This is a genomic window from Methylomonas sp. MED-D, from assembly GCF_050276835.1.
GTDB lineage: Bacteria > Pseudomonadota > Gammaproteobacteria > Methylococcales > Methylomonadaceae > Methylomonas > Methylomonas koyamae_A.
Genome location: NZ_CP189965.1, coordinates 93075 through 109447 on the forward strand (window position 1 = coordinate 93075; position 16373 = coordinate 109447).

Below are 16373 nucleotides of genomic sequence, written 5' to 3' on the forward strand. Positions count from 1 at the left end.
CGTGAATTTTCGCACATTCACTGAAAAACGCTCGCGCGGAATCCTGTCTTGGGCTTACCCAAGCGCTTTGCCGCTACTGCCCGAGGTCTACCCGGCGAAATTAAATTGCGGCCTAGCGGTCCCGTTAGTCGCCGCACCCCGCCTTGCCGGACTTGATGTCGGCAAGGCTGCAAGCACCGAAACCAAGCAATTGGCTGTCCAACAACGCCACTTTGACCGAACGTCCGGCCGCGGAATCGTCGGTTTGCTGCTCGGCGGCCGCTTCGTTTGTCGACGCTGACCGGCTGGCGGCGGCCGCTGCCGCGCCGGCATTGTCGGGCATGGTCGGGAGTGCCAGGATTTGGCCGAATCCGATACTGCTTCCCAATACCTGAATATTGCTGGCGCCGATCACGGCGGTGGCGGCAATTGTCACGTTCTGCCCACCGATACCGGCCTCGCCGGCATCGACGACGCCTTTCGGCGCGGCCAGCACGACATTGCCTATCCTATCGCTGTTATAGCCCGACTGCGCCCGAATACCGCTGCCGGAAATCGTCGGCGGAAATTCGACGATCAGTTGGCTGGTGGATTTGTCGATGCTGATTCTTGGCGCGGCGGTCGCCAAGGCCGCTTTGGCGCCGCGGCCCGCGTCGATATTGCCCTCGGAAGACCAGACGGTAATGTCGCCGCCGGCCAATGTGAATACCCGTTGCTGGTTCACCTGCAAGTCGTTTTTGACCAGGATGTTGATGTTGCCTTCGCGCTGAGCCATGATGCCCAGATCGGCTTGGTCGGCTTTACCGCCGGTAAATCCCGAAGCCAGGCCGACGTTGATCATGCCGCCCGGCGCCAACAGATTGACGTCGCCGCCTTGCACGGTTTGAATCCGGCTAAAGAACAACTTGATGTCGCCGGCCGGCGCGTCCGGGAACAACAGAGCGATCGCGTCGTAACCGCGTTGGTAGGCCGCCTGCTGCTTGGCGCCCGTCGTCACCGCCGCGGCCTTGGCCGAGGCGCGAATTTCGTCGAACAGCACCGCCAACGCGATTTGTAGCCGGCCGATCGGCGTGGTTTGTTGCTCTAAGGAAGCGCGCAAGCTTTGGTAGTTGCCGGACACGACATAGGTGTTCAGGAAGTCTTCCAGCGGCGCGGTGGAGTCGGAGAAGCGGTTGCCGGCCAACACGCTAATGTCGGCGCCTTGACTGGGTAGCGCAACGTTGTGCAAATTGCCGACCGAGATAATGCCGCCGGACACGCCCAGGTCAATATTGCGACCGGCCCACACGTTCAACAAACCCGGCCCGCCCAGTTCGATTTGGGCGTTGGTCGTAATATAAGCCCCGGTCGTCGGGTTTCTGATCAACTCGTAGAGGATGTCGCGGCCGGCGCTGATGCTGCTGACGTCGTCGGCATGCAGATTCTGCAAGGCCAAGCCCAGGTTTTTAAAGTCCAGTCCGGCGTAAAACGTGGTGGCCTTGGCGGTAATCACGCTGGCGGACCCGATACCGGTGATGCTGCCGTGCGCGGCAATCAGCCGATTTGAACGGCTGTCGTTGGTGTGGACCGATACATCGGCGTGCTGGGGCGAATTGCCGCCGGTATTGGTCGGATTCAGCACGGACGGCAACAGGCTGGGATCGGCGTCCAGTTGTTCGATCTTGCTGTCGCTTAGCGTACCGACGCCCAGGGTCAGATTGCCCCAGGCCGCCAGATCCAGCGTCCCGCCGCTGCTCGGAAACAGCGACAGCGAATTGTTGACGTTGATATCGCCGCTGAGCGCGTGGGCGGTCAGATTGCCGGGATAGTAGGACCACCAATCCACGCCGGCCTGAGAAATATAGGATTGCGGATCGCTGGTGGCGGTCGGGAAGGTTTTGGCCAGTTGGTCGATCAGATCCGTGTCGTTGTTAAAATCGATAGCGCCGGCCAGCGTTTGCAGTGCGAGGCCGCTACGCTCGCTGTAATTGAAAAAGTAGCTGTTGACGATGGCCGTATTGGACGCCGGATTACTGGCCGGTGGGACACCGAACGGATTCACAACCGCGCCGACCGCGATACCGATCGCCGCTTGCACGTTAAAGATCGAATCGCCGATCGCGAAAATCGGCCCCGCGCTGTAGACGACGCTGTCTTCCGGGGCGTCCGGATCGGATCGGCTGGCGGTAATCGCGCCGCCGGCCTTCAGGTTAGCGTTGCCCTTGTCCACAAAAAACACCCCGCCGGCAATGTCGCCGCCCGCCCGCAAGTTCAGATCGCCGCCGCCGCGAATCAGCGGCATGCTTTCGGCGATGTTACCGTCGGCATCGACGGCGCCGGTCAGCTTGGCCGAGGTCGGCAGCATCACCGACAAATTCAGAATGTCGCGGCCGGCGTTGATTTCTATATCGCCGCTGCCGAGCGCGCCAAGGTTTTCCCGGAAGCCAAAGCTTTGGTTTTGGTTGTTAAAGCTATACGGCGCATCGAAGCTGATACCCCAGGCCGTGGCGCCTGTCAATGTACCGTCATCGGCTGGCGATCGAACGCTGCCGTGTTGCAGCCAATCGCTGAGGAACTGCGAGCTGACCGCGCCGATGATGTCGCCGCCGGCGCGCAGCGCCAAGCCGCCGCCGTCGACCGGATATTCCACGAAAAACTCCTTGCCGGCGGTTTTACCGGACAGACTGCCGTAGCGGTTGACGGACTCGGCGCGGCCCATCGTATAGATTGCCGAAGTCCAGTCGGTCAGCTTGATATTGCCGGCGGCGGCAATCTCGATGTCGCCGGTGCCGGTCCGAATGCGGCTGTTGGCGCCCACCGTCAAATTGCCGGTGCCGAATGCCGGCGCGCTCAGCAAGCCCATCAGGTTCGCGCTGGACAAGTCGGCGCCGGCCACCAGTTGGTAGCTCCAGGACGCGCCGGTTTGCAGGACTTCCCGACTTTGCCAACTGTCGTTAGTACCCAATAATGCGTTCATTTGCTTGCCGTCATAACGGGCAATGCCGTCCGACAGGTTTTGATTGATGTCCAAATTTTCGGCGGCGCGAATCACCAACAGCCCTGGTACTTTTTCTGCCCCGAAATGCCAATCCTGGCCATTGGCGTAGGGCAAGGCCAGGTCCCAGCCGTTGAATTCGGTCAAGCCGCTCAGCGTGCGCGGGTTGGCGTTGGTAGTGCCCCTGAAAAACAAGGTTCGGTAGGTGGGCGAGTTGGGATTGGCATCGAAATAATAGCTGCCGGCAGTCAACGAGCAACTGGTCAGCGTGCACGGAGAGTTCGAAGACGCCGGCGAAAAGTAGCTGTACTCCTTGATAATCTCGCCATCGGCGTTTAAGCGGCGTAAGGCCTGGACGGCGCCGGCGATATTGTCCAGCTTGGTTCGCCAGACTGTCGTCGAGCCGACTCTGGTCCAGGTTGCCGTCGCCAAATTCTCGGACAAATTCATATCCAGACTGCCGCTGCCTTGCACGTCCAATCCGGGCTGTAGCGTAAAGCCGCCCAAGCGCCCGCTCAAATCCGCGTTGTCGGCGGCGGCGGTCATGAAAACGCGGGTATCGTCGTACCATTGCTTGATTTGGGCGTTGGTGATGGCGTCGGTCGCGTAATGGGCCATCGCCGCGACTTTCAGGCTGGCGGCGCCGGCGACGCTGCCGGCGGCAATATCGACCGCCGCATCGTCGTCGCCTTTGCGGTTGACGATGACATCGATTTCGCCGCCGCCGGCCGCGCCGCTCAGGTCCAGCACGGAGCCGGACGCTATCGCGACGCCTTCCAGCCCGTCGCCGTCGGCGTCGGTCGAGGTCAACGTGATCGTGCCGCCGGCCTGATCGGCACCGCTCGAAACCGCGCCGAGTTTGGCGCCGGCCAAGATCGTCAGTGCGTCGCCGGCCGCCAGTTGCAGTTTGCCGGCTTGGGTGCCGCTGACGCTCAGTTCGCCGGCCACCGTCAACGAACCGCTGTCGGCGGCCAGCGCGATGTTGGCGGCTTGCAGGCTTTGGCCGGCCGTTATTGTCATGTCGCCCAGGCGCTGGCGGATCGCGATATCGCCGTTAAAACCGCCGTCGTGCAATTGCCCGAGCAACCCGGCCCATTGGGTGGGGCTCAGGCTGAGGCTGTCCAAGGCCAAGCCGCCGCCGACCGCGCCGGAGTGAGCACGGCCCACCAAGCTGCCTGCCAACGTCAGCTCGCCGTTGGCGGCCGCCAGGTTCAGACTGCCGGCGTCGCCGCCGACACTGCTGCCGGATACGTCCAAGCGCGCGCCGTTCAGGATTGCCAGTTTGCCTTGCTCGGCGGTCAGCGAAATATAGCCGCCGCCGGCATAGGCTACCGCATCGGCCAGGTTGACGACCCGGCCGGCGGCATCGATGTCGCCGCCGACCGTCAGGTCGCGGCCGGCGTTCAGCGTCACGCCGCCGGCGGCCAGTTCGATACGGCCTTGTTGCACGATGTCGCGCGCGTTAACGGTCAAGCGCGCGCCCAGGCCGCCACCGACCGCGCCGCCGTTGCCGGCGCCGACCGTCAGATCGTGGCCGCCCAACTCGATCACGGTATTGGCGCCGGCACTGGCGGTCCACACCGGCGCGGTGACGGCCAAGTCGGCGGTCGAGTGGATCGTGGCGGTGCCGTCGTCGATCAGCGCCACACCGGCGCTGAGCGCGACTTGGCCGAAGCCGGACCAAGCGTATTCGCCTTCGGCCAAGCTCAGGCTGTTACGGGCGGATAAATCCAAGCGCATGTCGCCGGCTAAGGTTTGCGCCGCCGCCGCGCGACCGGTATGGGTCAACGTGATCGTATCGGCAACGATGCTGGCGGTTTGTCCACCGGCCACGCCGCGCAAGTTCGCGGCATTCAAGGTTAATTCTTTCACCGCCAGATGCAGCGCGCCGGCAAAGTCGATGGCGTCGTAGCTGTTCAACGCGATACGGTCCGCATTTAGGCCGTTCAAGCTACTGTCGCTCAGGTTCAGGCCGGCGGCCGTGCCGTCGCCGCCCAGCGTGATTCGGCTGGAACTCAAGGCCAGATCGCCGCCGTTCATCGCGATCGTGCCGTTGAATGCCACATCCCGGCTACCGTCCAGCAAGATGGAGCCGGCGCTGCTTAACACCGCGCCGGTTTTTACCTCCAGCAAGCCGGTCGCGTTGCCGACTCCGCCGCCGGAGCGCTCGATTTGGCTTTGCGCTCCCGCCGAAACCCGCAACAAGGCGCCGGCGCCGCTGCCGTCGGCATTCGTCACGCTTAATTCGGTGTCGGTGCGGCTCAACTGGCCGGATGCGGCCAAACTCGCGTTGGCGCCGACCGTGACCCGGTCGCGCGCGGCCAACAGGATTTCCCGGCCGTGCAGGGCTACTCCGTCGCCAATCGCGACGCTATCGGCGGCGACGGTCAGTTGAGTGCCGTCGCCGTTCCGTTGCCGGCGTCCGCCCAATAACAGACTATCGACGTTCAGCCGATTCAGTTGCTCGGCCAATAAGGCGACGCCGTCGCTCGGAACGGCCGCGCTCAAGTCTTGCACGACGTTGAGTTTATTGGCGCCGATGTCCAGCATGCCGCCCAAGCCGCCGGCCGCGGCGGTGGCACTGATGTCGGCGGCCAACGTCAGGCGGCCTTGCGCCAACAGGGCCAGATTGCCGGCATCTTGCGGCAAGCCGGCGCCTTTCGCGCCGAAAAATTCGCTGGCGGTGGTCTCGTCGTATTCCGAGCGGGTCCGGGCAACAGTGCCGGCTTCGACCGCGAAGCCGGACCAGCGGCCGGCGGCGATACCGGTATTCGCGGTGTAACGGTAACCGGCGATGACCTGGGTGCCGTCGATCAGACTACTGGTGGTGCCGGCGGCCATGTCCAAGCTGTCGGCTTGCGGCGTGACCAAAAACGCATTAGGCAACAGTGCGTAATGGGCCGGTAACAGCACGTAGTCGCCGGCCGCCAGATAATTGGCATCGCCCGGATTACCCAGCGCCGCGCTCAAATGCAGGTTGTCGCCAAAATTTAGACCCGAGTTGGCGAATTCGATGGGATCGTAAGCGGCGAAATCCGCCAAATAAGCCGGCAAGATCGCGTAAGCGCCGCTGGTGTCGAGGACATCCTGGCTGCCACCGGCGCCGGCGACGAATTCGAAGGCCGACAAATCGCCGCCGCCGTTCAGATTAACGCTGGCCCCGGCGGCCAGGTTGATGTCGGGCCCGGACAATACGATGGACTTGGCCGGTGTCGTGGTTTGGATGTTGCTGGCGGTGCCGAGCGGATACAGCCAGCCCAGACCGCCTTGGGTGCGGCCGAACGGAATCACGCTGTCGGCGCCGACCGAAGTAATGCTGCCGTCCAACAAGGCCAAGGATAGGCCGGCGTTCAACTCGATGCTGCCGAACGGCGCCAGCAAGCGGCCTTGGCTTTGGATATGCGCTGCCTCTATCGTCAATTTACCGGCAGCCGACAACGGCGTCGCCTGGCTGCCGACGCCGGGCAGAACCGTCACCGTGCCGTCGGGATTGACGGCCGCATCGATAGCGATCGTGTAATGGCTGAGCGTGGTCGGGTAGATTTCCCGAGCGCCCAAGACCAGATCGCCGGCCAGTCTCAGCGCGCCCAGCAAATCCGCTTCGGCATTGGGATTGATGCCGGTCAGCCGCAGGTCGCCGTTGCTGAGCAAGCGAGTCTCGGCGAAGCCGCCGATCGCGGTGGCGCCGAACAGGTTGATCAGGTTGGCGTTAACCGTCAAGCGGTCTTCGCCGCCGGCCGCGCCTGGCGAGCCGGACACGGTTCGGTTCAAGCTCGAACCCAGATTGACTACGTTGGCGGACAGAACGGCCGAACCGTCGCCAACGTGGCCAATCAACGGCGCATCCAGGGTCAAGCTTTGTTCGACGGCCAGAGTGACCGGGCCGTCGAAGCGGATTTCGCCATTGCTCAGGTTCGCCAGACTGAGCCGGTCGGCGCCGCTTTGCGTGATTTGGCGGGCACTGATATAAGCAAGACCATTGAATTCGGCCGGTACGGCGCCGGCCGCGATCGCGGCCTCGACATCGCTCGATAGCACCTCCGCTTCGGCGCCGACCCGAATCACCCGTTCGCCGGTCGGAAAATTGGTGAACTCGCCGGCGCCGCGTTTGCGGATGTCCAGAGCCAGATTGACGGTGCCGCCGGATACGCCGCCGCCGGCCGCGCCGGTACCGGCACCGGCTTGCGCCAGCAATTGGCCTTGCAGGATCAAACCTTCGGCTGCACTCAGGTCGATCGTACCGCCGGCCGAGGCCAGGGTCTGTTTGGTTCGGCCCTTGGCGTTGAGGATGTCCAGCCGTGCCTGTGTGCCGGAAACGTCGATCGTGCTGCCGGCGGCGGCGGCAATATAGCCTCGGAGAGCGGTCAGCGACACCGTGCCGCCGGCTTTCACATCGCCCTGCGACAAGCCGGAGCCGTTCGGCGTTAGCACGCTGGCGCCGACCGCGTTGAGATGGCCGAGGGCGCCGAGGAAAATGCCTAAATCGGGATCGTAGCCGCTGTCGAAAGCGCTGCCGGGGCTGGTTAGGGCGATTTTGATGGTACCGGCCGGCGCATTCAGCGTGCCGTTAATACGGATGCTATCGTCGGAGGTCAGAGCGAATTGCGCGCCCCAATCCGCGCCTATCCAAGCGTTGGCGCCGATCACGATGCCGCCGTGGTCGCTGACGATGCCAAAACTGGTTCGTCTGGCATGGGTTAAATTCAGATCAACCGCCAGGCGCTGGTAATCCGGCAGCAGCGCCAGATGGACTAATTCGCTTAAAGGCGTGCCGCTGGCGGCTTGCATCGCGTTGCCGTTCAATTGCCAATTGGTTTGGCGCAATTGCCAGCGGGTGCCGTCGGCGATTTTTAACGCGCCAACCGTCGTTGTCAGCGCGTAAGCGCCGAAGTTGGCGTTTTGCAGCCAACTGCTGCTCAAATACAAGGTGCCGTCGGCTTCAATCGGCAGACCGGAGCCGTCGGCGATTTCGACCCGGCCGGTGCTGATGCTCAGCGTGCCGTTTTTTTGCAAGCCGACCGCCGACAGCGTGGCGCCGAGCCGGAATTCGCTCGGTTCGCTGGCGGTACTGTTGTTTTGCAGCGAGATGTTGCCGCCGGCGCCGCCGGTGACTTTATGGGTGGCGGTCATCCGGGCGCCGCCGTTGGCCGCCAAGCTGGCACCGCGCGCCAACAGCAAGCCGCCGCCGGCCTGCAAGGCAATGTCGCCGCCGTCCAGCCACAAGGTTTGCAAGCTATTGGTCCGGCCGTCCTTGATGTCGTTGATCCAGCGGCCGCTGGTGTCGATGCGGCTCGCGGTACCCAGCGTCAGCTTGCCGTCTAAATCGCCGGACACCGAGGTCAACGCGACGTCGCCGGCCGGCGCGATCAGGCTGCCCTGCACATCGATAGTTCCGGCACGGACCGTGAAGCCGCCGCCGGCCGCCAGGTTCAAGACCACGCCGGCGTCGATCGTGAAACGTCCCAGGGTTTTCAACTCGAAATGATTCAGGCCGTGGCCGAACAAGGCCGGCGTCAGGGCCAAGACGTTGGCGATGTCTTCGCCGCCGTCGTTCGCCGCGCCGACAAAGGCCACGGTTTGCGACGCGGTGCCGTTCCAAGTAAGATCCAGGTCCAGCGTGCCGCCGCCGGCGGCCGTGGCCGGATCGCGCTGATACAGGCCGCCGACGGTGTCGGCATTCACGCTGCCGTCGAGGCGCGCCGCTTGGGTCCGGATCGAAAGCGTGCCGGCAGCGCCGCCCTGCCGGTAAGCCGCTTCGTAATGCCGGCCGCTGACGATTTGTTGGTAGGTGCGGTTGGGGTCGGCCGTGGCGATGTCGAACAGGCGGCCGTCGGACAGTAGTTGCGTGGTATTGACGTAACCGCCCAGGTAACTCAGGTAGCCGCCGGAAATGTCCAGGTCGGCGCCGGTCTGGACGATCAGATCGCCTTCCGATTGCAAGCTGATCGTGCCGGCGCCGATACTGCGTTCGAATACCGAGTGCGGCCGCTTGGCGATCGCGCCGGAAGCGTCGGCCAGCGTCGTGCCGTCGCGGACGTCCACCTTGACGGTTTTACCGTGCAAGATACCGTCTTTCTGCAAGGGCGCGTCGCGCAACTCGTAATTGCGCAATTCCAGATCGACGATATTGCTGCTCATCGCCAATTCGACGTTCTTAACGCCGGATACGTCGATGTTACTGCCTTGCTCCAGGACGATCCGGCTGGCGTTGCCGGCGATATTCTGAGTGAGCGGTGCGTCGGGAACGGCGCTGGCGATCAAATTCACATCGCCGGCGTGGGCGACTATTTGCGCGCCATTCTTCAATCGAATGCTCCCGGCCTCGATGTCGATGCGCGAGCGCGGTTGGGTTTGTTCGTCCACGGCGGTGCCGCCGCTGGCGTCCAGCGCCACTTCGGTCAGACTGCCGCCGTCCAGCACCACGCGGGCTTGCCTGCCCAAACCGTCCTCGCCCGCTTGGGCCCTGGTGGTGGTTTTAGGTTTTAGCTTATAGGGGCCTGTTCCGGTCAATTGCGCGCCTTCGCGGGCCAGCAAGCGCACGCTGCCGTTCAAGGCTACCGAGGTCGAGGCCGAAACGACGCCTTGCTGCGACACCGCGAAGCCCAGCATCGTGGTGTTGCCGCGCTCGGTCAAAATCTTGCCGACGTTTTCGACGCTGCCGCCGGTACCCACCTCCACCAACAAGCCGCGCACATCGCTGGTGTCGCTGGCTTGCAAATAGACTTTATCGTTCGCGCCGACTAGCAGGACTTGGCCGTCCGGCGCGGTGATGGTGCCGTCGTTTTCTACGTCCGGCGCCGCCAGCAGCACCCGACCGCTGTTGGCGGCGGAGATCGCGGCGCCGTTCTCGACCAAAATCCGAATTTTCTCGCGCCGGCCGTTGCCGAGATCGCGGTAGACGGCGCCGTCGCCGGTCAACGCCGCGACCGGCGCGGGGTTGACGCCGGTCGCGCCGGAATCGACGACGTTGGCGATGCCCTTGTCGAACACCTCATCCTCGATTTTCAAGGTGGTGGCGACCAGCGAGTTGACGTTGACCGACGCGCCCTGTCCGAACACGAAGCCATTGGCATTGACCAAATACACCTGGCCGTTGGCGCTGAGATTGCCGTAAATCTTGCTGGCGTCGAGCTGGTGAATGTTGTTCAACGCAATCGAACCGCTACCGGGCTGGGCGAATTGCACGCTCTTGCCGGCATCCACGTTAAAGCTTTGCCAATCCAGCACCGCTTTGGCGGTGGTTTGGTTGACGGTCAGTTTTTGGCCGTCGGCGCTGTAGCTGGCGGAGGCATGGCCGACATCGATAGTCGGATGCAAGGCCGGGTTCGCCAACTCGGCGATGCTAGAACCGGGCGTTGCTCCTGCGCCGACCGCGACCGGCAAGCCGGCGTCGGCCAGTAATTCGCCGCCGGCGCCGGCCAGCAAGCCGCCCGCTAGAATCCGCCGAATGCAGACCGCGAGTGGAGCCAGTTTGAAGCTGAACGGGGAGCGCTGGGATTTCATCGAATTTCACCGGAATCGAGTTTGAAGCCTGTTATATATCAATGTCTATATCGAATTCGCAAGCCTTCGGGCTGGAGCGCTCTGGCTAAGCTAGTAAAAAAACTATGTTGCCAACGGTGTAAACGCTGATTTTCCGCAGGTTGTGTGGGATTATTTCCAAATTGCAAATAAGCCATTGCCTCTGAATGTGTTTGACGAGCTTCACATTTTTGCATTACGTTATGCTCCACGGTAAACATCGAAGATAGATGATTGAATCGTAAGGGCTGGGTAGCGGACGCGGATAGATTGATGCCGGAATGCTGACAAGGCCGTGGGCAACCAACGGGACGGACGTCCCTCTCAAACTAACTACAGAGGTAGAGTATGAAAATTTTTAACAAACACGGTTTCGGCTTGACGGCGGTGTGCATGGTGCTCGGCATGGGTTCGGCCCAGGCGGCGATTAACCCCGGTACCCAAGCGCAGCAAACCAGCGGCGAGATGTTTTTGAGCGTCTACGACGTCGACAATGCCACGACCTACGGCATCGATTTGGCGACCACGGTCAACGACTTCACCGACAACATTGCCAATGGCACGAGCTATACCTGGAATCTGGGACCGCGCTGGGCCAACTTTATCGCCAACGCCACCGGCGAGTTGCAATGGAACGTTTTGGGCAGCAACTATTACACTGCGGTCAGCTTGTTAGACCCGCATTACGGCATTCTGGTCAGCCAAACCAATATCTCGGATCTAAGGGAAGCCGATAAGCTTCTGGTGCAGGTCAGCCAGTTGCAAGGCCAAACCACCGGGGTCAAAAACCAGGCGCTCGCGCTTAACCAGGCCTTGCCGAACAGTACGCCGATTGTGACCCCGGGCAAGACCAAGTTGACCGACTACGCGGCGAACTGGGACTTGACGACGACCAATTCCAACGCGTTTAGCGAGGAAGGCGGCATTGGTCTGTTCCAGGCCTCTGCCTACCTGTATGCCGACGGCACGGAGCATACCAATTTCTTCGGTGAAAATGACGAAACCGTCAGAATGTTGTTTTGGCACACCGGTTCCACGCCCGGTACCACCACAAATAGCCAGGCAAACTTCGACTTCATGCCCGGTTATATGTCGCTGGATATCGCTAGCGGCACCTTGAACTGGAATTACGTCACCGCGGTACCGCTACCCGGCGCCGCCTGGATGTTTCTGGGCGGCTTGCTGAGCTTGTTGCGCTTTACCAACCGCTCTCGCCAGTCTGTTCAAGCCTGAATCAGCATTACAAACGGTAACAGCCCCGGCATGGCCGGGGCGATCGTTAACTTAGGAGACAAAAAATGAATCGCTTTACCCCTAAGCGCCTGGCTCAACTGAGCTTGGCGATCAGCATGGTATTTTCGGGCGGCGCCCTGGCGCTGCTGCCCACCGACGGCACGCCCGATCTGGCGCTCTATTTGCCGGGTTCGCAAGCCAACGATCCGGTGCTGGGCTTTCCGGTAGCCAATAGCGTCATCGACAGCATCTGTGCCGACAAGGCCAATATTGCCGGCACGACTACCCACGTCTACTTTCAAGCGCTGCCTTCCGAGGTGGACAGTGTCGCGAAAAACGACAGTTATTCGGGAATTTATTGCCTGACTTCGAGCGCGAAACTGGCCAGCATACTGGGTAGCGGCGCGGCCAGTACCTTGGCGACCGCCGGCAGCTATGTGGCCGATGCGACTCACCCCGCTCCCGCCACCGCGCCTTACAACACCGCCGCCACCAAGATCAAAGTCTGGATCTCGCGCCGCCGCTTGGGTGCGTCCGCGGTGGGTTTATCCGCCGCGTCCACGAATAGCCCGTTGGGTTTTATCAAGGACCCCAGCAATTGCGGCACGACCACCAATACCTCGGGCAGCTTCAGCTACTCGTCGGGCGGCACCACCTTCCAATATAACTTTGCTTGTCACCTCACGCCCGACGACCCGCTCGATACCTTCAACGTGGCCCTGCCCACCGGGGCGACCGGCGACGTCACCCCGGATGTGATGGGGGCACCGGACAATACCGTGCCGGATACCACGCCGATCGACTATACCCAGTTCAACACCCGCAGAACCATCGCCAGCCACATCATCGGCACGCCGGTTACGTTGAAACTGTACCAAGCCCTGCAACTGGCCGGCATCGTCAGCGGCACCCTGCCCAGCGACTGCGGTTTGGCCGGCCAAGGCGTAACCCCGGTCAGCTCTAACGCATCCGGCGAGAACGCCGCTTGCCAACCCAGCCTGACCAAATCGCAACTGGCCAGTATCTTTAGCGGCGCGGTCGGGGATTGGACCGCGCTCAAGGTGAAATTGCCGACCACGCCGACCACTGGCTTTACGCCGACCGATACCGATCCGGCACCGAACGACACCGATAACGTGATCGATTTGGAAGAGTTGGTCAGCCAGGCCAAGGCCGCCGGCTTCGCCGGAACCGGTACCGGTAACACCAAGTTGGACGTCCCCCAGGACACCAAGGTGCACGTCTGCCGCCGCGAAAACGGCGCCGGCCAACAAGTGGCGGTTTTAGCCAATATCTTGCAGTACCCATGCTTGGGTAGTCACGGACCGGTGATTGCCGATACCGGTTCGTCCAACGCGGATTTTATGTATGCGACCAGCTTGGGCGCGGTGGATAGCTGCCTGACCGACTTGAACAACGGCACCAACAACTATTTCAGCGGCACCAACTCCTGGAATAGCACCACCGGCGCGACCAGGCACAACCCCGCACCGTACAACGATTACCGCGACATTCCGCAAAACGTCGCTCACGGCAATCAGTGGGGCATCAGTATCCAAACTACCGAGCGTAACGCGAGCCGCAGTGCCAATTACCGCTTCATTAAAATCGACGGCGCGTCGCCAACCGGCAAGGAAGTGGCGCAAAACCGCTATCCCTTGGTCGGCGAGTACACCTTCTCCTGGCGCACGACATATAACACCGCCAACCTGGGAACCAGCAAGGGCAACGATGTTAACAAGTTGCAAAACGGCCTGGTCAAAGTGGGCCAACTGGCTTCTACCGTTGCCGCCCGCAATACCAGCTTGAGCAACCACGGTTGGGGGCAAGCCGGCTACGTGGCACTGAGCGCCAACGTGGCGCCGCCGGCTGGTTGGGACCCGGCCAATCCGGTAACCCCTTATCTGCGGCAAACGGCCGGCCAGCCCGATGCTTGCGCGCTGCCTGTCCTTAACACCAACTACAACGACTTGTCGTTGCCTACCCCTTAAGTTTCCCACGCCGCGGCCAAACCGGACCTTGGCCGCGGTATCCCCTGCGAACCGTGCATTGGCGGGAAGTCCTTTACCCAAACACGTTAGCGTTAACAAATCAGGATCTTCGAGCCTCTGTCCATAGGGAACCGGATACGCTTGGACGGCACACGGATGTGCACCCTTTCGCCGATCCGCGGGAAGCCAATCGGATTCCGCTACCGGATGTGTCAGCCGACGAGTTTCGGCGCATATGTCCAGAGCTTCCGCGATTTCGGCCTTTTACACTGGATTCAGGCTGGTCGACGATCGTGAATTTGTCCGATGAAGTGCTTTTATTCCCCTGTTCGCCTAAGTACGTTCGGCGAGAACGTGGCCGGCGGGCTTCCGAACTTTCAATCACTCTCCCCTAACGATTTTTCCCGATGATCCCATTCGATGCGTAATCTTATTCCGCGAATTCTATTCCTTTGTTGTTTACCTTCTCTCGGCCACGCCTGGTGGAACGCCGACTGGAGTTCGCGCCGGCAGGTAGCGGTGGACGCCTCGGCGACCGGAGCCGACATCCAGCAGACCTTGTCTGACGTACCGGTGCTGGTGCGGCTGCATGCCGGCAACTTCGGCTATTTTGCCGAACTGGCCGAGAACGGCCGCGATTTGCGCGCGTTGAAGGACGAGCAGACCCCGCTGGCCTATCAGGTCGAGCAAGTCGATGTGTTGAGCGAGATCGGCCTGATCTGGGTCAAGCTGCCGCAAGTGCGCGGCGGAGTGGCGACCGACGATTTCTGGTTGTACTACGGCAACGCCAATGCCGCCGACGGCTCCGATTCGAAAAGCCTGTACGACGTGGCCCAAGGCTTGGTCTACCACTTTGCCGCCGGCGAGGTCCTGCCGCAAGACGCCACCGCCTACGCTAGCCACGCCGCCGATTCCAAAGCCGCGATTCAGTCCGCCGGCTGGATCGGCGCCGCCGCTCAATTCACCGGCGCCGGGCCTATTGTCGTTAATCCGGCGCCGCAATTGGCGGTCGATCCGGCGAAAGGCTGGACCTTTTCGGCCTGGCTGAAAATCGACCAAGCCAACCCTGCCGCCACCCTGCTCAGCGCCCAAGCCCCCGGCCTGGACTTGCGTTTGAGTGTGCAAGGCAACGCCCTGACTGCCGTCGCCGGCGGTGCAAGCACCGCGCCGGCACCGCTGACCCTGGGTCGATGGCAACACGTCGCTTTGGTTTTGCGTCCGGAAAACCTGACCGCCCAGACCGGCGGCCAAGCCGTGCGAAACCCTGGCAGCGAGGTTACGCCGCAAATCGTCGAGCTTTATATCGACGGTGTTTCGGCCGGCAGCGTCAAAACCCAACTCCCGGCCGGCCAACCGGTCATCCGCTTGGGCGACAACTACCAAGGCTGGCTGGACGAAGTGCAAATCGCCGCCACCGCCCGCGGCGCCGACTGGCTCAAGTTCGCCTACCGCAGCCAAAGCCCCGACTTCGCCGTCATCGGCTACGGCCAGGACGAGTCCAACGGCGGCGGCTCGGATAGCCATTTTCTGGTCATCGTCCAAAACGTTACCGTCGATGGCTGGGTCGTCATCGGCCTGACCTTGGTGATGCTGATAATCGCCGTCATGGTTATGGTCGGTAAAGCCTTGGTGCTTAATCGCATCGGCAAGGACAACCGCGCCTTTCTCGAAAAATACCGCCAGCTCGATCCGAATAAGCTCGGCGGGCTGGACCAACAGGAAAGCTCGGCGGAGCACGAACTGGCCGATTCGGATTTACTGACCGCGCTGGTCGGCAAACACGATCACTTTCAAAGCTCGCCGCTATACCATCTCTACCACACCGCGATTCACGAGTTGCAAAAGCTGCAAGGCAACGCCGAACAAGTCGTCGCCCGCGAAGCCTGGGACTACTTGCGGGTCAAGCTCGACAGCCGAATCGTCCACGAAAGCCAACGCCTGAATCGGCATATGGTGTTGCTGACTATCGCGATTGCCGGCGGCCCGTTCTTGGGGCTGCTCGGCACGGTGGTCGGCGTGATGATCACCTTCGCCGCCATCGCCGCCACCGGCGACGTCAACATCAACTCGATCGCGCCCGGCATTGCCGCCGCGCTGCTGGCGACCGTCGCCGGCTTGGCGGTCGCGATCCCGTCCTTGTTTGCCTATAACTATCTGCTGACCCAAATCAAGGATATCACCGCCGGCATGCGGGTGTTCAGCGACGAATTTCTGGCCTTGTTGGCGATGCGCGCCGCCCGCCAAACAGCCGCGCGGCAAGAGGCCAGGCCATGAAGATCGACGACCAGGATAAAGTTTACGACGACATCAACATCACGCCGATGCTGGACGTGGCTTATGTGCTGTTGCTGATTTTCATCATCATGACCACCGCCACGGTGCAAGGCATCACCGTCAACCTACCCAAGGCCAGCAACACGCCGGCCATGTCCAAGCCTAAGACCAAGGCCATTTCGATTACGCCGGACGGCAGTATTTACCTGGATACCTACCCGGTGTCGCTACAGGAACTGGAAACCCGACTGGCGCAATATAAGGCCGCCACGCCGGACTTGCCGGTGGTGGTGAAAGCCGACGCCAGCGTGCAGTACCAGAAAGTCATCGATGTGCTGGACATCGTCACCCGCCTGCAAATCAGCCAGTTGGGCTTGGTGACGCAGAAGTTGGTGAAGTAG

5 protein-coding genes are annotated in these 16373 nt (G+C 61.9%); 4 read left to right on the top strand and 1 reads right to left on the bottom strand.

Features of this window, described 5'->3' with window-relative positions; all coding sequences use genetic code 11:
- Positions 1–124: 124 nt before the first annotated feature.
- Positions 125–10456, bottom strand: a complete 10332-nt coding sequence (locus ACQE3E_RS00455; protein WP_427501135.1) for a filamentous haemagglutinin family protein — start codon at positions 10454–10456, stop codon at positions 125–127.
- Between the two features lie 366 nt (positions 10457–10822).
- On the opposite strand from ACQE3E_RS00455, the gene ACQE3E_RS00460 reads away from it, so the two are divergent.
- From ACQE3E_RS00460 to ACQE3E_RS00475, 4 genes are all read left to right on the top strand, one after another.
- The gene (locus ACQE3E_RS00460) at positions 10823–11707 is read left to right on the top strand and encodes a hypothetical protein (protein ID WP_281021914.1); all 885 of its coding nucleotides are present in this window, start codon (positions 10823–10825) and stop codon (positions 11705–11707) included.
- A gap of 65 nt (positions 11708–11772) precedes the next feature.
- The gene (locus ACQE3E_RS00465; protein ID WP_071160033.1) at positions 11773–13698 is read left to right on the top strand and encodes a hypothetical protein; all 1926 of its coding nucleotides are present in this window, start codon (positions 11773–11775) and stop codon (positions 13696–13698) included.
- A 420-nt stretch (positions 13699–14118) separates the two neighbouring features.
- On the top strand, positions 14119–15972 hold the full coding sequence (locus ACQE3E_RS00470; protein ID WP_313729387.1) for a DUF2341 domain-containing protein: 1854 nt from the start codon (positions 14119–14121) through the stop codon (positions 15970–15972).
- Positions 15969–16373 (top strand): ExbD/TolR family protein, encoded by a 405-nt coding sequence (locus ACQE3E_RS00475; protein WP_064026943.1) that lies wholly within the window; start codon positions 15969–15971, stop codon positions 16371–16373. The genes ACQE3E_RS00470 and ACQE3E_RS00475 overlap by 4 nt, the downstream gene beginning before the upstream one ends.

Coding starts and splice junctions, on each gene's coding strand:
- ACQE3E_RS00455 (WP_427501135.1), bottom strand. CDS start 10,456: ATGAAATCCCAGCGCTCCCCGTTCAGCTTCAAACTGGCTCCACTCGCG.
- ACQE3E_RS00460 (WP_281021914.1), top strand. CDS start 10,823: ATGAAAATTTTTAACAAACACGGTTTCGGCTTGACGGCGGTGTGCATG.
- ACQE3E_RS00465 (WP_071160033.1), top strand. CDS start 11,773: ATGAATCGCTTTACCCCTAAGCGCCTGGCTCAACTGAGCTTGGCGATC.
- ACQE3E_RS00470 (WP_313729387.1), top strand. CDS start 14,119: ATGCGTAATCTTATTCCGCGAATTCTATTCCTTTGTTGTTTACCTTCT.
- ACQE3E_RS00475 (WP_064026943.1), top strand. CDS start 15,969: ATGAAGATCGACGACCAGGATAAAGTTTACGACGACATCAACATCACG.